Annotated in this window: 27 protein-coding genes; 8 read left to right on the forward strand and 19 right to left on the reverse strand. The window is 38.1% G+C overall.

The window, feature by feature from the left end; genetic code table 11:
* Nucleotides 1–35: 35 nt before the first annotated feature.
* Genes HT679_RS06775 through HT679_RS06785 form a run of 3 tightly spaced genes read right to left on the reverse strand, consistent with a single transcriptional unit; the run spans nucleotide 36 to nucleotide 3,187 of the window.
* Nucleotides 36–1,295, reverse strand: a complete 1,260-nt coding sequence (locus tag HT679_RS06775) for an ABC transporter permease (RefSeq protein ID WP_173213718.1) — start codon at nucleotides 1,293–1,295, stop codon at nucleotides 36–38.
* Between the two features lies 1 nt (nucleotide 1,296).
* Complete coding sequence (locus HT679_RS06780; RefSeq protein ID WP_173213720.1) at nucleotides 1,297–1,998, reverse strand: ABC transporter ATP-binding protein; 702 nt, start codon at nucleotides 1,996–1,998, stop codon at nucleotides 1,297–1,299.
* On the reverse strand, nucleotides 1,982–3,187 hold the full coding sequence (locus HT679_RS06785; RefSeq protein ID WP_173213723.1) for an efflux RND transporter periplasmic adaptor subunit: 1,206 nt from the start codon (nucleotides 3,185–3,187) through the stop codon (nucleotides 1,982–1,984). Before HT679_RS06785 ends, HT679_RS06780 begins: the two co-directional genes overlap by 17 nt.
* A gap of 286 nt (nucleotides 3,188–3,473) precedes the next feature.
* Here HT679_RS06785 and gor point away from each other — a divergent pair, with 286 nt between their 5' ends.
* Complete coding sequence (gene gor / locus HT679_RS06790) at nucleotides 3,474–4,820, forward strand: glutathione-disulfide reductase (RefSeq protein ID WP_173213725.1); 1,347 nt, start codon at nucleotides 3,474–3,476, stop codon at nucleotides 4,818–4,820.
* A 165-nt stretch (nucleotides 4,821–4,985) separates the two neighbouring features.
* On the opposite strand, the gene HT679_RS06795 is transcribed toward gor, so the two are convergent.
* The 3 genes from HT679_RS06795 to HT679_RS06805 are packed head-to-tail and all read right to left on the reverse strand — an operon-like array spanning nucleotide 4,986 to nucleotide 8,085.
* Entirely contained in the window at nucleotides 4,986–5,486 is a 501-nt protein-coding gene (locus HT679_RS06795; RefSeq protein ID WP_173213727.1) for a hypothetical protein, read from the reverse strand.
* Entirely contained in the window at nucleotides 5,483–6,106 is a 624-nt protein-coding gene (locus HT679_RS06800) for an ATP-binding cassette domain-containing protein (RefSeq protein ID WP_173213729.1), read from the reverse strand. The genes HT679_RS06795 and HT679_RS06800 overlap by 4 nt, the downstream gene beginning before the upstream one ends.
* A complete protein-coding gene (locus HT679_RS06805; protein WP_173213731.1) occupies nucleotides 6,103–8,085 on the reverse strand; it encodes an ABC transporter permease in 1,983 nt (660 codons plus the stop codon). Before HT679_RS06805 ends, HT679_RS06800 begins: the two co-directional genes overlap by 4 nt.
* A gap of 723 nt (nucleotides 8,086–8,808) precedes the next feature.
* Here HT679_RS06805 and HT679_RS06810 point away from each other — a divergent pair.
* Complete coding sequence (locus HT679_RS06810) at nucleotides 8,809–9,345, forward strand: biotin transporter BioY (protein ID WP_112443490.1); 537 nt, start codon at nucleotides 8,809–8,811, stop codon at nucleotides 9,343–9,345.
* Between the two features lie 53 nt (nucleotides 9,346–9,398).
* On the opposite strand, the gene HT679_RS06815 is transcribed toward HT679_RS06810, so the two are convergent.
* On the reverse strand, nucleotides 9,399–9,614 hold the full coding sequence (locus tag HT679_RS06815) for a YdbC family protein (protein ID WP_000807422.1): 216 nt from the start codon (nucleotides 9,612–9,614) through the stop codon (nucleotides 9,399–9,401).
* Between the two features lie 98 nt (nucleotides 9,615–9,712).
* Here HT679_RS06815 and HT679_RS06820 point away from each other — a divergent pair, with 98 nt between their 5' ends.
* Nucleotides 9,713–10,033, forward strand: a complete 321-nt coding sequence (locus tag HT679_RS06820; protein ID WP_001216100.1) for a hypothetical protein — start codon at nucleotides 9,713–9,715, stop codon at nucleotides 10,031–10,033.
* A 30-nt stretch (nucleotides 10,034–10,063) separates the two neighbouring features.
* On the opposite strand, the gene HT679_RS06825 is transcribed toward HT679_RS06820, so the two are convergent.
* From HT679_RS06825 to rpsP, 7 genes are all read right to left on the reverse strand, one after another.
* Complete coding sequence (locus tag HT679_RS06825) at nucleotides 10,064–10,402, reverse strand: ATP cone domain-containing protein (protein WP_001196041.1); 339 nt, start codon at nucleotides 10,400–10,402, stop codon at nucleotides 10,064–10,066.
* Nucleotides 10,403–10,413: 11 nt separating this feature from the next.
* Nucleotides 10,414–11,133: a tRNA (guanosine(37)-N1)-methyltransferase TrmD gene (gene trmD / locus HT679_RS06830; protein WP_112443778.1), complete on the reverse strand. Its 720-nt coding sequence runs from the start codon at nucleotides 11,131–11,133 to the stop codon at nucleotides 10,414–10,416.
* Nucleotides 11,123–11,641 (reverse strand): ribosome maturation factor RimM, encoded by a 519-nt coding sequence (gene rimM, locus HT679_RS06835; RefSeq protein ID WP_112443489.1) that lies wholly within the window; start codon nucleotides 11,639–11,641, stop codon nucleotides 11,123–11,125. Before rimM ends, trmD begins: the two co-directional genes overlap by 11 nt.
* 30 nt (nucleotides 11,642–11,671) lie before the next feature.
* On the reverse strand, nucleotides 11,672–12,460 hold the full coding sequence (locus HT679_RS06840; protein WP_112443488.1) for an alpha/beta hydrolase: 789 nt from the start codon (nucleotides 12,458–12,460) through the stop codon (nucleotides 11,672–11,674).
* A gap of 103 nt (nucleotides 12,461–12,563) precedes the next feature.
* Nucleotides 12,564–12,890, reverse strand: a complete 327-nt coding sequence (locus tag HT679_RS06845; RefSeq protein ID WP_112443777.1) for a MazG nucleotide pyrophosphohydrolase domain-containing protein — start codon at nucleotides 12,888–12,890, stop codon at nucleotides 12,564–12,566.
* Between the two features lie 44 nt (nucleotides 12,891–12,934).
* Entirely contained in the window at nucleotides 12,935–13,174 is a 240-nt protein-coding gene (kphA, locus tag HT679_RS06850) for an RNA-binding protein KphA (RefSeq protein WP_000379617.1), read from the reverse strand.
* A gap of 19 nt (nucleotides 13,175–13,193) precedes the next feature.
* Nucleotides 13,194–13,466, reverse strand: coding sequence for a 30S ribosomal protein S16 (gene rpsP / locus HT679_RS06855; protein ID WP_000268760.1), 273 nt, complete (start codon nucleotides 13,464–13,466; stop codon nucleotides 13,194–13,196).
* Between the two features lie 177 nt (nucleotides 13,467–13,643).
* Here rpsP and HT679_RS06860 point away from each other — a divergent pair, with 177 nt between their 5' ends.
* From HT679_RS06860 to HT679_RS06875, 5 genes are all read left to right on the forward strand, one after another.
* Nucleotides 13,644–13,790 carry a hypothetical protein gene (locus HT679_RS06860; protein ID WP_160109902.1) on the forward strand — a complete coding sequence of 49 codons (147 nt, stop codon included), beginning with the start codon at nucleotides 13,644–13,646 and terminating at the stop codon, nucleotides 13,788–13,790.
* Nucleotides 13,791–14,317: 527 nt separating this feature from the next.
* Nucleotides 14,318–14,914 carry a DUF3796 domain-containing protein gene (locus tag HT679_RS06865; RefSeq protein ID WP_173213733.1) on the forward strand — a complete coding sequence of 199 codons (597 nt, stop codon included), beginning with the start codon at nucleotides 14,318–14,320 and terminating at the stop codon, nucleotides 14,912–14,914.
* Nucleotides 14,915–14,916: 2 nt separating this feature from the next.
* Complete coding sequence (locus HT679_RS06870; protein WP_173213735.1) at nucleotides 14,917–15,141, forward strand: helix-turn-helix transcriptional regulator; 225 nt, start codon at nucleotides 14,917–14,919, stop codon at nucleotides 15,139–15,141.
* A 277-nt stretch (nucleotides 15,142–15,418) separates the two neighbouring features.
* Complete coding sequence (locus tag HT679_RS11575) at nucleotides 15,419–15,544, forward strand: hypothetical protein (protein ID WP_262081709.1); 126 nt, start codon at nucleotides 15,419–15,421, stop codon at nucleotides 15,542–15,544.
* Nucleotides 15,545–15,722: 178 nt separating this feature from the next.
* A complete protein-coding gene (locus HT679_RS06875; protein ID WP_173213737.1) occupies nucleotides 15,723–16,526 on the forward strand; it encodes a peptidylprolyl isomerase in 804 nt (267 codons plus the stop codon).
* A 55-nt stretch (nucleotides 16,527–16,581) separates the two neighbouring features.
* Here HT679_RS06875 and HT679_RS06880 read toward each other — a convergent pair whose 3' ends face one another.
* From HT679_RS06880 to sodA, 5 genes are all read right to left on the reverse strand, one after another.
* A complete protein-coding gene (locus tag HT679_RS06880) occupies nucleotides 16,582–18,123 on the reverse strand; it encodes an ABC-F family ATP-binding cassette domain-containing protein (RefSeq protein ID WP_049499635.1) in 1,542 nt (513 codons plus the stop codon).
* A gap of 116 nt (nucleotides 18,124–18,239) precedes the next feature.
* Nucleotides 18,240–18,713 (reverse strand): VanZ family protein, encoded by a 474-nt coding sequence (locus tag HT679_RS06885; protein WP_173213739.1) that lies wholly within the window; start codon nucleotides 18,711–18,713, stop codon nucleotides 18,240–18,242.
* Nucleotides 18,713–19,798 (reverse strand): 23S rRNA (adenine(2503)-C(2))-methyltransferase RlmN, encoded by a 1,086-nt coding sequence (gene rlmN, locus HT679_RS06890; RefSeq protein ID WP_000804760.1) that lies wholly within the window; start codon nucleotides 19,796–19,798, stop codon nucleotides 18,713–18,715. The genes HT679_RS06885 and rlmN overlap by 1 nt, the downstream gene beginning before the upstream one ends.
* A 20-nt stretch (nucleotides 19,799–19,818) precedes the next feature.
* Nucleotides 19,819–20,349 carry a YutD family protein gene (locus HT679_RS06895; protein ID WP_173213741.1) on the reverse strand — a complete coding sequence of 177 codons (531 nt, stop codon included), beginning with the start codon at nucleotides 20,347–20,349 and terminating at the stop codon, nucleotides 19,819–19,821.
* Nucleotides 20,350–20,505: 156 nt separating this feature from the next.
* Complete coding sequence (gene sodA, locus HT679_RS06900) at nucleotides 20,506–21,111, reverse strand: superoxide dismutase SodA (RefSeq protein ID WP_173213744.1); 606 nt, start codon at nucleotides 21,109–21,111, stop codon at nucleotides 20,506–20,508.
* Nucleotides 21,112–21,223 lie beyond the last annotated feature (112 nt).

A 21,223-nucleotide genomic window follows, 5' to 3' on the forward strand; every position in this document is an offset into this window, starting at 1 on the left:
AAAAACAAGATAGACGAGTGTCCATCTTGTTTATTTTATTCATAACGAAGGGCTTCGATTGGGTCAAGTTTCGATGCCTTGTTGGCTGGCAAGACCCCAAAAACTATACCCACGCTAGCTGAAACTGCAAGACTAAATAGGGCAACTGGGATCGATACTCCCACTTCTATACCCGCAATCAAACCTTGCAGTAACAAACCTGCTAAGGCAGTTAAACCACTTGCAATTGTCAAGCCAATTAATCCACCTAACAAGGTCAAAATCATGGATTCAATCAAAAACTGGATTAAAATATTAGCACGAGTTGCACCCAAAGCCTTACGGAGACCAATTTCACGGGTACGCTCTGTCACCGAAACCAGCATGATATTCATAACACCAGTTCCTCCAACAAAGAGAGAAATACCTGCAATGGCACTAATAATCGTCGTCATAAAACTAAACGTTTGTTGAACTTCTGCAAATGCAGCTGACTCATCTGATACTTGATATTCTCCCTGTTGCAAGCCAGCAAGCTCTGTCATTTTTCGTGCCAGTTCTGGACCCAGAGTTGGAGTTAAACTGGTGTCATTCACTCGAAAGACAATATTAGCTATTTCATCTACATTAAAATTCGCAGCAAGGGAAGTATTTGTGGTAATGGGCAAGCCACCAAAACCATATATTTTTGAACGTTTAGCCTCTGGACTAGTATAAACCCCAATAACCCGGTAACTAAATCCATTGACTTCTACAACCTTGTTAATAGCCTCTTGAGGAGAGCCAAATAAACTAATGGACAATTCTTCATCAAGTAAAATGACACTTGCAAACTCTTTGAAATCTTGCTCTCTCAGACTACGACCTGCAAGAATTTCATTGTTAACAGCCTCCATATAGGTTCTATTCCCGCCTGTCAAATTGGCATTTTCAACCTTTTTATCTTTATAAGTCAAGATGGCGTTCGTTGAGTTGGTTACATAGTAATTATCCACTCCCTTGAGTTTGGCTGCCTCCTTGACCCAAGATTCTTGCGGTTTTGGTGGTTCAACATGAACTTCCTCTTCTTTTCCAGAAACCGTAAAAGCTGATTGTTTCTGAGTAAAAGACCCATCTTTACTTTTTTTAGAAGAGAAAAAGACACTAATATTCTTCTGAGATTTGGTCATATCTTTGTTGAGTTGACGAGATAGGGAGTCACCTAGAGCCATAATCACAACAACTGATGAAACACCTATAATAATCCCAATCATGGTAAGCAAAGAACGCATCTTATGAGCCATGATAGATGAAAAGGCAAATTTCAGATTCTGCATCTTAGTTTTCCTCCTTTTCTAACTGTGCACTATCAGATGAAATAACTCCATCTCGAATGACAATCTGGCGTTTAGCATAAGAAGCGATTTCAGGCTCATGCGTTACCATGATAATAGTTTTTCCTTCTTTGTTCAAGTCAACCAATAGTTGCATGATTTGGTTACCTGTTTTGGTATCCAAGGCTCCTGTCGGTTCGTCTGCTAGGATAATAGAAGGATTGTTTACCAAGGCACGCGCAATAGCCACACGTTGCTTTTGACCACCAGATAATTCCGAAGGTAAATGGTGACTACGCTCAGTCAATTCAACCTTATCTAGATATTCCTCAGCTAACTTGCGCCGTTTTGAAGCCGAAACTCCTGCGTAAATCAAGGGCAATTCTACATTTTGCAGAGCATTGAGTTTAGATAGAAGAAAGAACTGCTGAAAAACAAAACCGATTTGTTGGTTGCGGACCTTGGCTAGTTGTTTTTCACCAAGTCCAGCCACTTCTTGGCCTTCAAGATAATACTCTCCACTACTTGGTGTATCCAACATGCCAATCGTATTCATCAGAGTAGACTTACCCGAACCAGATGGTCCCATGATGGCAACAAATTCACCCTCATTCACTTCTAGGTTGATATTTTTGAGAACCTGCAGTTCTTGGTCACCGTTACGGTAACTTCTGCAGATATTTTTTAGACTAATTAGTTGCTTCATCAGCCTTCACCTCTTTTCCTTCCTCTAGAGAAGACGTTGGGTTACTGATGACCTTGACTCCATTTGTCAGACCTGAAGTGATTTCTTGGTTGTCTGCATCAGCATTACCCAAACCAACTTCCACTTTCTTGGCCTTTTTCTGCTCGTCAAGCACCCAGACATAGTTCTTATCATTTTCAGTCACAACACTTGTTAGAGGAACCAAAATGGCTTTACTCTTATTTTTGACCTCAACACTTACTGAGAATCCTTGTTTCAAATCACCGATTTCACTTGTAACATCAATAGTGTATGGATATTTAGAACCAGAATTACCAGAAGCTGCGGCAGCTGGACTAGCTGCTTCACCATTGTTTTTAGGATAGTCAGAAATATAGCTTAATTTCCCAGTCCATTTTTTATCAGGATACACTTTAGAAGTAAAAGTTACTTCTTGACCTACAGAAAGGTTGGCTAGATTGTACTCAGACAGTTCTCCCTTAACTTGCAAATTTTCATTACTTACGACATGAACGACTACTTGGCTAGCTCCTGTTGGAGATTTGGAAACATTATGGTTGACTTCGACCACAGTTCCCTCTAGGGTACTGAGAACCGTCATTGCATCTAACTGACTTTGAGCCTTACTTAATTGTGCTGCTGCATCTGCACGCGCATCACGGGCATCACCCAATTGAGCGTCAATAGAAGCAACAGAATTTCCAGCCACTGGAGTTGGGCTTTGCACCGTTGCATCTTCTCCTCCTGCTGGCGCAGAGGTTTGAGGAGCCGGAGCTGAAGCGGCTTCATTTCGTGCTTGATTGAGTTCATTGATATGACGATCTGCCTTCGCAACTGCTCGACTCGCTGAATCATAGGCCGCCTGGGCTTCTGAACTACTGTACTTGACTAGAGCCTGCCCTTCGCTGACCTTATCGCCCACAGAAACAAGGATTTCGTCTAAATCTCCCTTGCTAGCATCAAAATAAACATATTGTTCATTTTTTGCTGTTACTGTCCCTGACAATAAAACAGAGGATGCCACGCTTCCTTCCTTGGCAACAACAAGATGAGTAGGTTCATCTTTTACAGCGGTTTGAGATGGTTGTCTAAAGAGTAAAATCCCTCCAGCACCCAATACAACTACACTTGCAGCACCAATTGCTGCATACAATTGCCACTTTTTAGCTTTACCATTCTTTTTCTTCATAATGAAACTCCTTTTCTTTTTTACAATACTTTGCTATTATACCAGATTTCCCTCCAGCAAACAATGCAGTTCAGATGGAAATAATGACAGTTCAGGATTAAACAATCGTTCGGAAATTCTCCTTTTCTGTTGTACTAGTTATATAATACATTATTTTGACTTATTTGGCAAGCTTTTTTGCAATTTTTTGTGCGTAGCAGATTTTTGCAATCAAATCAAAAAAAAGATAGAATATGACTATCAAAAAAGACACTCGACTATTTAAAAGAGTACAAAGGAGTTTTCAATGAGAGAATACGATATCATTGCTATCGGTGGAGGTAGCGGAGGAATTGCCACCATGAACCGTGCTGGTGAACATGGAGCCAAAGCGGCCGTTATTGAGGAAAAGAAATTAGGTGGAACCTGTGTTAACGTCGGTTGTGTTCCGAAAAAAATCATGTGGTACGGGGCGCAAATCGCTGAGACTTTCCATCAATTTGGAGAAGACTACGGCTTTAAGACTACTGATCTTAACTTTGACTTTGCAACCCTACGTCGCAATCGTGAAGCTTACATCGATCGTGCTCGTTCTTCTTATGATGGCAGTTTTAAACGCAACGGTGTAGACTTGATTGAAGGCCATGCTGAATTTGTAGATTCTCATACTGTTAGCGTAAATGGTGAACTCATTCGTGCTAAACATATCGTGATTGCTACAGGTGCCCATCCAAGTATTCCAAATATTCCTGGTGCTGAGCTAGGTGGCTCTTCTGATGATGTATTTGCCTGGGAAGAACTTCCAGAGTCAGTTGCCATTCTAGGCGCTGGTTATATCGCTGTGGAATTGGCTGGCGTACTCCACACTTTTGGTGTCAAGACAGACCTCTTTGTTCGCCGTGATCGCCCTTTACGTGGTTTTGACTCTTACATCGTTGAAGGTTTGGTCAAGGAAATGGAAAGAACCAACTTACCACTTCATACTCACAAAGTCCCTGCCAAGTTAGAAAAAACTGCTGAAGGCATTACTATTTATTTCGAAGATGGTACCAGTCACACAGCTAGCCAAGTTATCTGGGCTACTGGTCGCCGTCCAAACGTTAAGGGATTGCAACTTGAAAAAGCTGGAGTAACCCTGAACGAACGTGGCTTTATCCAAGTGGATGAATACCAAAATACTGTTGTTGAAGGAATCTACGCTCTAGGTGATGTAACAGGTGAAAAAGAACTGACTCCAGTTGCAATCAAGGCTGGGCGTACCCTATCTGAACGTCTCTTTAACGGAAAAACTACTGCAAAAATGGATTACTCAACTATTCCAACTGTCGTCTTTTCACACCCTGCTATCGGAACGGTTGGTTTGACAGAAGAGCAAGCTATTAAAGAATACGGTCAAGACCAAATCAAGGTTTACAAATCAAGCTTTACTTCTATGTACTCTGCTTGCACTTGCAACCGTCAAGAAACTCGTTTCAAATTGATCACAGCTGGTTCAGAAGAAAAAGTTGTCGGACTTCATGGAATTGGATACGGTGTTGATGAAATGATTCAAGGATTTGCCGTTGCTATCAAAATGGGAGCAACCAAGGCAGACTTTGATGCAACTGTGGCAATTCACCCAACTGCATCTGAAGAATTTGTAACCATGCGTTAATCGAAACAAAAGAAGCAAAGCAAAAAACACTTCTAAATAGCAAAAAGCGAGTATTTCCGTAGTTGGAGATACTCGTTTTCTTATGTTTTATTTTATAGTATGTTGAAGTAAGATATGCAAAAATCAATTAACAAACCATAGCAAAATACAAGGATTATAATACAATCATTTATTCTTTTCTTTAAAAGATTCATATATTTTTTTATATAACTCTTTTATATCTTTTTTCTGAGAATTCAACTCTTCTTTACCGTAGTCAAAGTTTGCTACCACAAATCCCTCGCCATCATCAGAAAAAGTAAAAAATTCTATTTCAATTAGTTTATTATGCTTAGAGTCCTCTATAGTGTCTCCTAAACCATTATTGAATTTCTTCACTTCTTCTTCACGAACTCCGAACCCCGTAGCAGCTCCATTTGCAATGATGTTTGAAAATACTTCTTCTGAAGATGATACTTCTTTCACAGTTATGAAGTATATAGCTTCTTCCGTTTCTACTTGTCTCACTTTATTCCATTTTTCTGTATCACTAGAAGAAAGCGTATAGACTGTTAACTCTACCGTTGGCTTATTGATATTTTCTTTTGTAATCATTTGTTTTCCAAAAAAGAAGAAGGCAAGTAACCCAGCTACAAAGATCAAAGCAATATAAATTATCTTTTTCATACATTATACCCTATATCTTTCATGTCAATTATCACATCAACTTCGTTATAGACAGCTGGATCATGCGTCGCTATTATAACATATTTGTCTTCATCTTTTTCATTTAATAACAAACGAATGATTTCTTTTCCAATCTCACCATCTAAAGCTCCTGTGGGCTCATCTGCTAAAATAATTTTACGTGGTTTCATTAACATTCTGGCAATAGCTACACGTTGAGCCTGCCCACCAGACAATTCGTATATTTTTTGATGTAAATAGTCACTTGACAGTCCTACTTTTTCAAGTACGTCAGTTATTGTTTTTTTGTCTTTAGTGATAAGGCTCAGATTATCATATACTGTTTTGTTATCTATTAAAGAATAATTCTGAAATACATATCCAACAGTATTTTTAAAAAAAGTTCTTTCTTTTATCTTCCAAATATCTTGTTTATCAACTAAAACATTCCCACTGTCAATTTTTTCTAATCTTCCTATAATATTAAGAAGGGTACTTTTACCGGAGCCAGAACATCCAATCAATGCATAGCTTTTTCCAGATTCAAATATTAAATTTAAGTCTGTAAAGATCTTCTTTGAGCCGAAACTCTTTGAAACGTTCAAAAGGTCAATTGTCATGATTCATCTCCTTTTAAAATTTTAGTGTAGCTTTCAGATAATTTCCTAAAACTCATTATGATTGACAACATCAAAACTAGCAGAGAAGCCACTCCAATATATAGCAACTCTATTTGTCCTGTCATAAGAAATGTAAATAGAATAACCATTGTAATAGTCATCATAAAATATTTGAGACTTGAAATTGCTATATATGTTTTTGACAGACCCAAAATGATTTTTTTCACATATTCATTCTGTTTTAGAGTAATAAAAAGTTGGACATATTGATAAATGAGTATAAAGACAATACTGTAAATTATCTTCTGCAAGATTTGTGATAGTAGAATTTGGTGCTCTAAGGATTGAATCTTTAATTTCACAATTTGGTAAACATCTACTGGATTCATTGAGAAATTCAACGGGACAGTCATCTCATTTATTTTTTTTACCGCTTCAGGACTAAAAAGAGATTTATATAGTATGTTACTAGCCAAAGAAAACTTATTATTTTCCATCATTTTGTCTGTATCTAACACAACAACAATGTTATCTTTGCTATCTGCTACACTTGCCATTGGTAAAATATCTTTATTTTTATGATCGATATCAGCATCCTCATTAAAATAAAAAATTTTTTCCCCATCAGGAATTATTTGTACTGCAAGCTCTTCTTTTGTATAGTTTGTTCCAATAAATTGTTCTGCTACAACTGTATTCTCAATAGATTTCTGGTTTTCTTTCCACTTCTCAGGAATATAGATGGTTGCTATTTTATTATCTAAAAGATGATAGTTTGTTCCATTCACTTTATTTTGTAGGTTAGCACCTGTTTGATTAATATAAATCAACTCTTTATTTATTTCTGAATTCGTTATCCCGTCATTTTCTAATTGTTTAGAAAAATTTTCTATAACATGCGAAGTTTTCATGAAATCTGGAACATATGCCGAAGATCGTTCTATATATAAAAAATCTAAGTTTTTTAAGGCAGCAACTATCTGTAGATACTGACCATCTGAATCACTAACTTCTCCATTTTTAGCAGAGTTACTTTCAATTCCAAGGAACTCAATCCTTCTCCAGTCTTTTACTGTGTCCCATGGTACTAAATTCTGTATTTGTATGTTAATACTAGATTGACTACTATTTGTTTCTTGTAAAAAAATTCCTGAGACAAGAATGATAATCGAAATGATGACAAGCCATACGACAAAAATAAGTTTATTTTTCGCCTTGTTTTTGATAATTTCAATGGGCTTTTCAATCTGAATCGTCAACCAAAATAAAACAAAAGTAATAAGATCAATGATTTGAAATAGTATAAAATTCGTTAAAAGCAGAGAGAAAAATAACTTAGAACTATAGGTGAAGAAACCATTACCCAAAAAAGAACTGTAAGAAATCATCAATAAAGCCATCATAATCAGTTCAAAAATAAGAGAAATGACATACTCTCTTCTAAGGTCGTATACAGGCAAGCCCAAAGAACGTCGTATCACTCCTTCTTTGATCTGCCTCGTCCTAACAACAAATAAAACAACTAATAAAGTTAAGTAAATTGAACCCATTAACAGTATTCTTAAAGTTCCAGTAAATTGTAATATTCCTCCTATATACCAAGGATAAGCCATATATACTGTTTGTAGTCCAGTCATCGTAAGTGGTTTCAAACTGTCTACATCTATTTTCCCAAGTGTGTAATACATCCCTACTATTGGTGCTGACTTTAATTGTTCATTATTTACATCATCAAAGTTTACATACTTCAACTGACCCGAACTCTGAACGATTGGCTTGTAAATGGTAACCTTTTCCGTTTTTGATAAGTCACGAACCATTTCGTATATTTCGTTATTAGAAAGATTACTTTTTCCTTGGATAGAAAAAGCACCATCAATTGGTAAAGGTATGGGGATTTCGGTATCACTAATAGTGACCAGACCAATTGTAGCAATCAAACAAAAGAAGAATCCAATGATACATAATTTTAATTTCATAAGCAATTACCATATGACAAAAGACTCTATTTTATAATTGGGTCTCTTGTTTTCATAAATTATTGTTTAAAATCTATAATAATCCCAATGTGCATTTAATCGAACATCATTTCAAATTTTTTGCTTGAAAATGTCCATCTATAATCTTTTTTATCGTGAACTTTAACGTTCCCAAAATATTCGTTACTGATGACTCTGAACTAATATTATTTGAAGAACTAACAAAGTAATTCGAATAACCATAGCTATCACTTACACCATACTTCCATAAATCAATAATCGGATATAGAACTGGGATTGCTGTAGTTTCACTACCAACACTAGCTGTAGTAGCAAATCCAAAACTGAAAAAACTTGTAGCCAGCAAAATGAACTTCTTCTTAGTAAATTTTTGGTATTTTACTTCTCCTTGAATTATAATATTTGACAAAAACTCAGTAATAATTCTCTATTTTAAAATTGAACACATTTATTTGTAAGTGTTTACAATATTAATTTAATACTAATATTTTAGTTTGTCAAGTATTTATAGTATATTTTTTATTGATAAAATGGGATTATCTATAAAGGCGATTTACAAATCGATAAAAAACAATTATCCAACTTCTCTTGTGAATCAAATCGGCCGTTACAGTCTTTGTTACCTTGTTTTCAAAAATAGGTTGACAATAATTCTCCTACGAGTATAATAGTTACTATACATCAGAAAAGAGGTTAACTATTTTGAAAAAAGCTCACGTTTATGCTATCCCTGCTATTGGGGCTGCTCTCATTGCTGTTTTGGCACAAATCAGTCTTCCAATTGGACCTGTTCCCTTCACTCTGCAAAACTTTGCAATCGGCTTGATTGCTACTGTCTTTAGACCGAGAGAGGCTGTACTTTCTGTTGCACTCTATCTTCTTCTAGGTGCAATCGGTCTTCCTGTCTTTGCAGGAGGTGGAGCTGGATTTCAGGCTTTAGTTGGCCCTACTGCAGGCTATCTTTGGTTTTATCTCGTTTACTCTGGACTTACTTCTTCCCTAACTAACAGCAAGAGTGGGATTGTCAATATTTTTCTTGCAAACCTCTTGGGTGATGCCCTTGTCTTTGTCGGAGGGATTCTCAGCTTGCATTTTCTAGCTGGAATGGCATTTGAAAAAGCTCTTGTTGTGGGGGTATTTCCCTTTATCATTCCAGACCTTGGTAAACTTCTAGCTATTAGTTTTATTAGCCGTCCACTACTTCAACGCCTTAAAAATCAGGCTTACTTCGCTAACTAAAAAAGGATATCGAGTTGCCATGACTCAATATCCTTTTCTTTCATTTTGAAAACTTAGTTTCCTTTAAAAGCATCCACCATGGTTTGAAATTCTTCATTGGAGAGAGTAATCCCCTTGCCCATTTTAGTATGATCTGGACTCCAAGCACGAATATCAAACTTTGCAGGGGCACCATTAAAGCTCACACGGTTGATTTCCTTAGTCCAACCTTTTTCGTTTTCAGAAAGAGTCAACAAGTGCTCTTCGATTTCAAATGTAAATTCTGCCATTTTCTTCTCCTTTTTTAGCTTTCATTTGATTATTCGTAAAATCTTGTAGATTTTAGGAAAATTTTATATAATATTGATATAAAAGAAGGGAGGCCAATATGAGACATAAATTCCAGCAAGTTCTAGATAAAATACATGACTTTTTAAATGGACATGACCAACCTGACCAGACTGAAACCAACTCCCTTACAGCCACTATTGAAGAGGCTATCCAGAAACAAACCGCTGTTCACCTTATCTTGTCTGAGACAAGTTTTACAGGTGACATCATCAAATACGATCAACAAGGCCAGCAAATTATCGTGAAAAATTTTTCCAAAAATGTAAGCCGTATTATCCGCATAAGCGATATTCAACGCCTGCGATTTGTACCTTCAACTGTCCAAACAGCTCAAAAAAATAGATTTAAGAAAGAGTGAGATGTAGTTACTTCATCCCACTCTTTTTTCTTAGCGAACTTGTTCAAAATGTAAATGAACCGCGATATGATCTCCATAACCACTTCTTTCCAAGTCACGTTGCAGACGATAGGAAATGTAGTGTTCTGCAATGGTAATGTAACCTGCACCCAGTAAACGATGTTCAACCATAGACTGAATCATGCTAATGGTAGCACGTTCTACCTTGGCTTCTTCCAAATCCAAAACCACTTTTTTAGTGACTTGTGCAAGATTTTGACGCAAATCATCTGTCAATACATAGACAGTCTGGGCTGCCTTTAAGATAGCTTGGTAAATCTTATCTGGATTAAATTCAGCAATTTCTCCATCACGTTTGATTACTTGCATAGGTTTCTCCTTTATTCTTTGTTTTCTTTGATTTCTGCCAGCATTTTTTCTTCTTCTACTGTCAGTTGATAATCTTCAAGCAAATCCGGTCTGCGTTCGTAGGTTTTCTTCAAACTCTCATACAATCGCCACTGACGAATCTTTTCATGGTGCCCGCTCATTAATACATCTGGCACGACCATTCCTCGATAATCATAGGGACGTGTGTACTGAGGGTATTCAAGAAGGCCTGAAGAAAAACTATCATCTTGGTGGCTAGACTCCTTGCCAATCACTTCTGGAATCAGGCGTACCGTAGCATCAATCATGGTCATAGCTGCCAACTCTCCACCAGTCAAGACATAGTCCCCCAGGGAAATCTCATCCGTCACCAAGGTCTTAATGCGCTCGTCATACCCCTCGTAGTGACCACAGATAAAGATCAGTTCATCTTCTTTGGCCAAATCCTCAGCATAAGCCTGATCAAACTGCTTTCCAGCAGGATCGAGGAGAATCACGCGCGGATTTTTCTTTTCAATAGCATCAAAGGCATCGAAAATGGGTTGAGCTCGGAGCAACATCCCCTGACCGCCTCCGTAGGGCTCATCATCTACATGGCGGGCCTTTTCAGCATATTCTCGAAAATTATGATACTGGATATCCAAAAGCCCTTTTTCTCGAGCCTTTCCAACGATTGAGTGCTCTAGCGGAGAAAACATCTCTGGAAAGAGGGTTAAAATATCAATCTTCATCATCTAACCCTTCTAAAATTTCCACATCGACACGGTTATTCGGAATATCAACATTGAGAACCACTGGTGGAATATAAGGCAAGAGCAAGTCACGTTTGCCTTTTCGCTTGACCACCCAGACATCGTTAGCACCTGGTTGCAGGATTTCCTTGATGGTTCCAATCAAGTTATCACCCTCATAGACTTCCAAACCGATAATCTCGTGATAGTAGAATTCACCATCGTCTAGGTCATTCAAATCTTCCTCAGCAACCTTGAGACTGTATCCCTTATACTTTTCGATAGCGTTGATATGGTACATATCTTTGAATTTAATAATGTCAAAGTTCTTCTGTTTACGGTGGCTAGCGATGGTCACTGTTTGGATAAACTGATCTTTTTCATCAAACAAGGCCAGCTCAGCTCCTTTTTTAAACCGTTCTTCTGCAAAATCCGTCACAGACAAGACTCGCATCTCACCCTGCAACCCCTGCGTATTGACGATTTTCCCAACATTAAAGTAGTTCATCTTGTCTCCCGTAGTCTCCTTCTTTCCATCTTATTCTAACAATTCTCGAATAATAGCCGCAATTTTTTCCGCTTCGGACCATTGTAAATAATGGTGATTCCCTCCTAAAATGAGTTTAGTATTGGAAGTCCAATATTCTGATTCTCTGTACTCTTTTTCTCTATAAGGCTGACAAAAAACAAATACAGGGATACAATCTGGTATTGATACATCCTCAAAATCTTCCTCAATAATCTCTCCAGATATCTGAAATCCTGGATTTTGCTTTTCCAACTCTAAGCCTTTTTCTTGCATTATTTCCCAGATTTCTTTATTCGTTTCAGGACTAAATGTTGCTTGAGTTAAGTTCTTAAAATAAAGTTCAGGATCACACTCGTCAATCAGCCTCATCTGCTCTTCCATTTCTGGATAAGGATTTTCTGAAAAATCAGCAAACATGATTTTTTTAGTTGTCGGTTCAATTGCTAGTAAAGCCTGACACTTAATTGATTTGTTGAGTAATTTGCAAGCTAAAATTCCACTCAAACTATGTACACAAAGTATATATTCAAAAATCGCCAATTCTTCAAGCACTTCATAAACTGCATCTGCAAGATTATCTAGATTTTTTCCAGTTTGGTCATGAATCGGACTCCTACCTGTGTTCGGAAAATCAATTGTCAAATAACCAATTGTAGGAGGAAGTTTTTCAAGTATAAGTGAAAAATTTTCATAACTTGGTAGCAAACCTGCGCCACTTAAACAAACTAGCATTTTCTTTTGCTTTTGATAAGTAACAGAGAGACTACCAATCTCTGTAGATACTTCAAACCTCTTCATAAAGAAATCCACTCATTCTATATAATGAATTATTAAAAATCCTTATCCTTTATTTTATCATGTTCCAAGGATTTTCTCAAGTTGGAGGAAGGGGACAACATCTCTACTTTCCATTCAAAAATCCTTCCAAATCACGTTCATGCTGATATTTGATAGACGCCTTTTTGTCTTTTTCAAAAATAGTCTTGGTTAGATCTATGTCGTTGATGGCCGCAATTGCGACAGTGTAGTGAATAATATCAGCCAGTTCTTTTGCTAGTTCCTCGTTCGAATCTTGAACTCCTTCTTTTCTACCAGAACGACCATTCAAAACCTCAGCTACTTCTCCGACTTCCTCCACTAACTTCATAAAGAGACCTTCCTCAGTCCGAGACTGCTGGTAATGTTCCAGTAGGTAGTCTTGTAATTGTCTAAACGTTAAATCTTTCATATCCTGCTCCTTGCAAAAAAAGCGAGACATTCGTCCCGCCCTTCTTATTTTTCGTCAATAACGATTCTTACTTTTTTGTCTTCAGTTGGGACAGAGTAGACAATCGTTCTTATCGCAGAAATAGTGCGACCCTTACGACCGATTACACGACCCACATCGCTTTGATCAAGATCCAAATGATATTCCAAAAATTCTGGTGTATCTTCTATCTTGATAGTTAAGGCATCTGGTTGTGAAATCAAGGGTTTCACAATCGCAATAATAAGATTTTCAATCGTATCCATCTGTCAACCTACTTTAAACTTATTTTGAGAATTTAGAATCGTGGAATTTCTTCAATACACCTTCTTTTGAAAGGATGTTGCGAACTGTATCTGAAGGTTGAGCTCCATCAGCCAACCATGCAAGAACGCGGTCTTCTTTCAAAGTTACTTGGTTTTCAGCAACAAGTGGGTTGTAAGTTCCAACTGTTTCGATGAAACGTCCGTCACGTGGTGAACGTGAATCTGCTACGTTGATACGGTAGAAAGGTTTTTTCTTAGAACCCATACGAGTCAAACGGATTTTAACTGCCATTTTTAAAGTCTCTTTTCTTATTTTTTATTTCGGTGAAATAGCTGAGCTATTTAGCACATGTTCTATTATAGCAGATTTCTGGCAGGTGTCAAGAAAAAAACTTGACAGACTATAAAATTCTTAAACCTTTTAGAAATTTGTTAGAAGTAGGAAATAAATGTTTGAAAGAAGCTATCCGTGAATACTATTTTATACTCAATGAAAATCAAAGAGCAAACTAGGAAGCTAGCCGCAGGTTGCTCAAAGCACTGCTTTGAGGTTGTAGATAAGACTGACGAAGTCAGTTACATATATCTACGGCAAGGCAAAGCTAACGTAGTTTGAATTTGATTTTCGAAGAGTATTAGAAACATTTTATAAAGACCATCAAGTCAAACCCTCCATCTCTCCTGAACGAGATTTGGATACTTGGCTCCTAAATCCTAAGCCCATTCCCAAACGAAATATCAAGGATTTTAAGAACGATATCTACTAATTATTTATAAAATATGAAGTAATAGATTCTAAATAAGGAAATAATTTAGTTCTGTAAAAATTAACTTCTACACCTATAACGCTTATTCTGACAGACTTTATAATAGTCTAAGAAAAAAGTAGAGATTCATACAGTATCTAGATTTTCCAGAAATTTTTTATCATCAAATATTATTAACAAAACTATCCAAACCAAATCCGATGTATTGCTTCAAAGAATTCTTTAATTGTTTGACTATCGAGGGCTTTTATTAAAAAATTTTTTCAAATAATTACCACCTTGACACATAAAATTCTTGCTTTCTAAATTTAAATGTGATATATTTATAACATAAAATTTAAGTGTTATATATTTATAACATAAAAAGGAGTCTATCATGAAAAAAAGTCAAAAAATGCGTGGCCTCATTGCAATGATTGCCGTAGCTCTCTTTATTGATTTTATTGTTTTATTTGGTTCTAATCTTAGTTGGGGACCCAAGTTAGTTATTGCTGGTATTTCAGTGTTAGGTCAGATTGTAGCTATTTGGGGCTGGCTACATATGAAACCATGGCCTCATAAGAGTCAGAAAAGTAAGGGAAAGACTATTTTTGACTTGTCTGCTAAGCTTTACACGATACTTTTTTTTGCAGCAAGCATTTTTTATACAGTAGGGATTTGGGTTGCGACCCCAAGCGTAAGTTCTGGTATTAAAGAATGGATTTTGGGAATTGGCCTCGTTATTGAAGTGATTGTATTTGGTTTTTTCTGTTGGAAAAATGTCAAGGAAACTCCGGACGAACGCTTTTATGCTAATTTAGCCAAGGCAGCTAGCTTGATGTTTGTTTTTATACTAGGCACACTGATGATCCTAGCAGTTATCATTGGGTATATGGGGTCTCTCACTCTTTACATGGGACAGATATTTATTAGCATAGCTGCCTTGATTTTCATCTTTTCGGTTGTCTATCTTATCTTGGAACGTAGAGGATAAACATGGCCAAAGAAAGCAAGATTATTACTAATCTCAAATCTGTTCGTGAGTCCACAGGCATGACCCAGCAGGAGTTAGCCGACCTCATCGGCATGCGACGCGAGACAATTCTGCACTTGGAAAATAACCGTTACAACCCTTCGCTAGAAATGGCTCTTAAAATTGCTCAAGTTTTTAATCTGAAAGTAGAAGACCTCTTTGAACTCAGACAGAAAAAGGAAGCATAATTCTTTTCGAGACCTAGTATTAAGTTCATTGATTAATTAGGAATTGAAGCCAAAAGAAAAAATCCATTGAAAATGTGCTCTTTTAAAATACAGTAATTCTTTTGAATTAACCTTTACTAATTGTGAAACTTTACGAGCTTTCTTAAGATCTGGTTTCCTAAATACTTTGAGTATACTTATGGTATTGATGCCCCTAAGCATCTAAAAACTCTGGTGGAAAAAGATTATGCTGTCATTGAAACTGCTTTTTACTCACTTGACCATCTAATACGCTACCATGAAAAAGAATATCCTAAAGAAGAAGGGAATTACAGGACTTTCTAAAATGAAAGCTACCAACCTGAACCAAGCCCTTCATGAGCATTTTTCAGAAGAAGAATTAGCAATCGTGGCTACAAATTGACTCCAAAGGGAGAGGAAATACTGGAACAGTACCAGGACATTGTCGACCGTCATCCAAAGAAAAATCTCTAAACAAGCGATTTTTTGATTGTTGACTGTAAAACTGCCTTGTTACTAACATTTGAAATCCACTTCCTTTTAGGGTACAATGGTAGAAATGAATTTTTGAGAGGAATAGAATGAAAAAACTAGCAACCCTTCTTTTACTATCCACTGTAGCTCTAGCTGGATGTAGCAGCATCCAACGCAGTCTACGTGGTGATGACTATGTTGATTCCAGTCTTGCTGCTGAGGAAAGCTCCAAAGTAGCAGCCCAATCTGCTAAGGAGTTAAACGATGCTTTAACAAACGAGAATGCCAATTTCCCACAACTTTCTAAGGAAGTTGCTGAAGACGAGGCTGAAGTGATTCTCCACACGAGCCAAGGTGATATTCGCATTAAACTCTTCCCCAAACTCGCTCCTCTAGCAGTTGAAAACTTTCTCACTCATGCCAAAGAAGGCTACTATAACGGCATTACCTTCCATCGTGTCATCGATGGCTTTATGGTCCAAACTGGAGATCCAAAAGGGGACGGTACAGGTGGTCAGTCCATCTGGCATGACAAGGATAAGACTAAAGACAAGGGAACTGGTTTCAAAAACGAGATTACTCCTTATCTCTATAATATCCGTGGTGCTCTTTCTATGGCTAATACTGGTCAACCAAACACCAATGGAAGCCAGTTCTTCATCAACCAAAACTCTACAGATACCTCTGCTAAACTCCCTACAAGCAAGTATCCAAAGAAAATCATCGAAGCCTATAAAGAAGGGGGAAACCCTAGTCTAGATGGCAAACACCCAGTCTTTGGTCAAGTGATTGACGGTATGGATGTTGTGGATAAGATTGCCAAAGCCGAAAAAGATGAAAAAGACAAACCAACGACTGCTATTACTATCGATAGCATCGAAGTGGTGAAAGACTACGATTTTAAATCTTAAAAACCAAAGAAATACAGTATCCACATTCGGTACTGTATTTCTTTTATACTCATTCTTAAGTTAAATTATTAAAATCCCAGATTTGGTCCATCCAGCCTTCATAGAAGTCTGGTTCGTGGCAGACCATAAGAATAGATCCCTTGTATTCTTTAAGAGCACGTTTGAGTTCATCCTTGGCATCCACATCCAAGTGGTTGGTCGGCTCGTCCAGCACTAAAACGTTGTTTTCACGATTCATCAAGAGACAGAAACGAACCTTGGCTTGTTCCCCACCTGACAAGACCTGAATTTGACTTTCAATATGCTTGGTTGTCAAACCACAACGGGCAAGAGCTGCACGGACTTCTGCTTGGTTGAGAGCTGGAAAGGCATTCCAAACAGCCTCAAGTGGTGTTTGGCGATTGCCTCCTTCTACTTCCTGCTCAAAGTAACCAAGTTCTAAATAATCTCCACGCTCCACTTCCCCAGCGATTGGTGGAATAATGCCCAAGAGACTCTTCAAGAGAGTCGTTTTTCCAATACCATTAGCACCGATAATAGCAACCTTTTGATTGCGTTCAAAGGTAAGGTTTAAAGGCTTAGTCAGAGGACGGTCGTAACCAATCTGCAAGTCCTTGGCTTGGAAGATAAAGCGCCCTGGTGTACGAGCCGATTTGAAATCAAAGGATGGCTTTGGTTTCTCACTTTGCAGTTCGATAATATCCATCTTATCCAATTTCTTCTGACGGGACATGGCCATGTTTCGTGTTGCAACACGCGCTTTGTTTCGAGCGACAAAATCTTTAAGGTCTGCAATCTCTTTCTGCTGACGTTCGTAGGCTGCCTCTAGCTGAGATTTCTTCATAGCATAGACTTCTTGAAACTGGTAGTAGTCACCAGAATAACGCGTCAGCTGTTGATTCTCCACATGGTAGACAATATTAATCACATCGTTCAGGAATGGAATATCGTGCGAAATAAGGACAAAGGCATTCTCATAGTTTTGGAGATAGCGCTTGAGCCAGTCAATATGCTCAGCATCCAAGTAGTTGGTTGGCTCGTCCAAAAGCAAGATATCGGGCTTTTCAAGGAGGAGTTTAGCCAAAAGTACCTTGGTTCTTTGCCCACCTGACAAAGAGGTTACATCCGTATCCATGCCAAAGTCCATGACACCAAGGGCACGCGCTACTTCATCAATCTTAGCATCCAAAGTATAGAAATCACGACTCTCTAAACGGTCTTGAAGTTCTCCCACTTCTTCCATGAGAGCATCAACATCCGCTCCATCTTCAGCCATTTCCATATAAAGATCATTGATACGGACTTCTGCTTTGAAAAGCTCATCAAAAGCCGTACGGAGAACATCGCGCACCGACTGGCCTTCAGCAAGGACAGAGTGTTGGTCTAAGTAACCAGCAGTCACATATTTAGACCACTCAACCTTCCCTTCATCTGGCAGCATCTTACCAGTCACAATACTCATAAAGGTTGATTTCCCTTCACCATTGGCACCGACCAGGCCGATATGTTCACCCTTGAGGAGACGGAAGGACACATCTTCAAAAATTGCACGGTCACCAAAACCGTGACTCAGATTTTTAACTTCTAAAATACTCATTTTAATTCCTTATCTTGTTTTTATACTCTTCGAAAATCAAATTCAAACCACGTCAGCTTCACCTTGCCGTACTCAAGTACAGCCTGCGGCTAGCTTCCTAGTTTGCTCTTTGATTTTCATTGAGTATTATGTAATCGTTTATAAAGTAGCCAAGCCAGATAACCACCCAAGGTATTGGTCCACAAATCATCAATCTCAAAGACGCGATTAAAATCAAAGAAAAAGTCCAAGACTAACTGCGTACATTCAATTCCAAGACTTAAGAGAAAACTGAAAACAATGACTTTTTTTGTCTGTCTTAAGGAAGGAAACAGATAGATGAGTTGAAAGACCAGAGGGAAGAGCAAAAAGACATTTAAAATGTTCTGCAAAAAGATCCAAATGACTTGCCCCAAACTAGTCACTTCTCCCAGTTTCCAGAGAGAATTGAAAGGAGTCAAAAGAAAAACCAGGCGTCCAAGATGCTGAATACCTGGAGTTTCCACCCCCACGGGAGAATGTTCTTGAGGAGTAAAGCAAAAATAGACAATGCAAATGCTATAAAAAATGACTCCCCAGATCAAAACATGATTATAACTCTTCTTCATCATTAAGGATTGACTGCTGCGACTGCTTTCTGGCGGTCACGTTTCATTGTATTAGAGCGCAATTGTCCACAAGCTGCATCAATATCTGTACCATGTTCTTGACGAACCACACAGTTGACTCCTTTTTTCTTAAGCGTATCATAGAAGGCAAGGACGCGCTCTTTAGGACTACGGCTATATTGGTCATGCTCACTAACTGGGTTGTAAGGAATCAAGTTTACATAAGACAATTTCTTGATGTTCTTGAGCAATTCAGCCAATTCCAAGGCTTGTTCTACACCGTCGTTGACTTCATTAAGCATAATATACTCAAATGTTACACGACGGTTGGTTGTTTCAATGTAATACTCAATGGCTGCGAAAAGTTTTTCAATCGGAAAGGCACGGTTAATCTTCATGATACTTGAGCGTAATTCATTGTTGGGTGCGTGAAGGGAAACGGCAAGATTGACCTGAACTCCTTCATTAGCAAAATCACGAATTTTATGGGCCAAACCTGAGGTTGAAACCGTAATGTGACGAGCACCGATAGCCATTCCCTTGTCATCGTTGATAGTACGAACGAAATTTAAGACATTGTTATAGTTATCAAATGGTTCACCGATTCCCATGACAACGATATGGCTGACGCGTTCGTCCTGACCACGCTCATCAAAGTATTTCTGAACCAGCATGATTTGCGCTACGATTTCACCGTTATTGAGGTCACGTTGTTTCTTAATCAAACCAGAAGCACAGAAGGTACAACCGATATTACATCCGACCTGAGTGGTCACACAGACAGACAAACCGTAGTGTTGACGCATGAGTACTGTCTCAATCAGCATTCCATCTGGCAATTCAAAAAGATATTTAACTGTCCCATCAGCAGACTCTTGAACGATACGTTGTTTCAAGGGATTGACCACAAACTGGTCATTAAGTTTAGCAATCAAATCCTTGGAAAGGTTGGTCATCTCTTCAAATGACTGGACACGTTTACGGTAGAGCCATTCCCAGATTTGATCTGCACGGAATTTCTTTTCTCCCTGCTCCAAAACCCATTCCTGCATGGTTTGACGTGTTAAACTATAAATTGACGGTTTCATTTTTTCTCCTTATTCTCTACTCACTTCTGACGAATGACAAAATGACGTTGTCCCTTGTCCTCTTTCTGAGAATGCTGATCTTTCTGACGACGTCTATTTTTCTTATCTGCATTCGGTTTTCGTTTGGTTTGAACCGGTTTCTTTCCTTTTTTAGAAGATGTTTCTTCTTCCTTCTTACGCATTTTCTTGTCAAATGATGCTCGCTTAGGATCTTCATTTTCCAGGACAAAATAGGCACAACCGTAACTACAATACTCTAAAAGGTAGTCTTGTAAACGACTGATTTTTTCAAGTTTTTCTTCTGTTCGATCATCCTTGTAAAAACCTCGTAGGCGAAGCTGTTCGTTGCTCCAGTCTCCCACGATATAATCAAACTTGGTTAAGACTTCTGAAAAACGCTGATTAAAAGCCGTCACATCAAAGGCATCCTTGATATTTTCCACCAAGGAAAAAGCTATCCCTTCCGTTTCAACCTTGTCCCCGTGTAAATGGAACTCAGGACCAGGAAACTTGTTATAGTTGTATAATTCAGGTGCAATTTCTTTTCGCATAGATATCCTTTTTCCACGATTACTTAATACTTTATTCTACCATAATTTCTAGCAGTTAGCACGTTTCTCATAAAAATGAAAAAAGTCTGACGATTTTGTCAGACCAAAATAATATAACCTTAAAAAGAGAAGAACAATTCTTCCCTCCAACTATCATTATTTAGCAGCTGCGTACAATTCATCTACTTTGTTCCAGTTGATCACTGAGAAGAAAGCTTTGATGTAGTCAGGACGCACGTTGCGGTATTTCACGTAGTAAGCATGTTCCCAAACGTCCAAGCCCAAGATTGGTTTTTTACCTTCTGAGATTGGTGTGTCTTGGTTTGCTGTTGAAGTCACTTCAAGTTCACCTTCTTTGTTGACAACCAACCATGCCCAGCCAGAACCGAAACGAGTTGTTGCTGCTGCAGTGAAGGCTGCTTGGAATTCTTCAAATGAACCAAATGTTACATCGATTGCTGCTGCCAGTTCTGCTGAAGGAGCTGTTTTCTCAGGAGTCATCCATTCCCAGAAAAGAGCGTGATTCAAGTGTCCACCACCATTGTTGATAAGCGCTTGACGGATATCAGCTGGGATAGATTCTACATCAGCAAGCAAGGCTGCAAGGTCTTCACCGATTTCAGGGTGTTTTTCAAGAGCTGCATTGGCATTGTTGACATAAGTTTGATGGTGTTTGTCATGGTGCAAGTGCATTGTTTCCGCATCGATGTATGGTTCCAAAGCGTCGTATGCATATGGAAGTTCTGGTAAGATAATAGCCATCTGTAATACCTCTTTTTCTTTCTATATGAAAATGATAACGCAAACATTCACTTTTTTCAAGTTTTTTGCTTATAGATAAGGAAATCACTGAGATACTTTCTAATCATACTCT

Source organism: Streptococcus sp. 4886, assembly GCF_013276485.1.
Taxonomy (GTDB): Bacteria; Bacillota; Bacilli; order Lactobacillales; family Streptococcaceae; genus Streptococcus.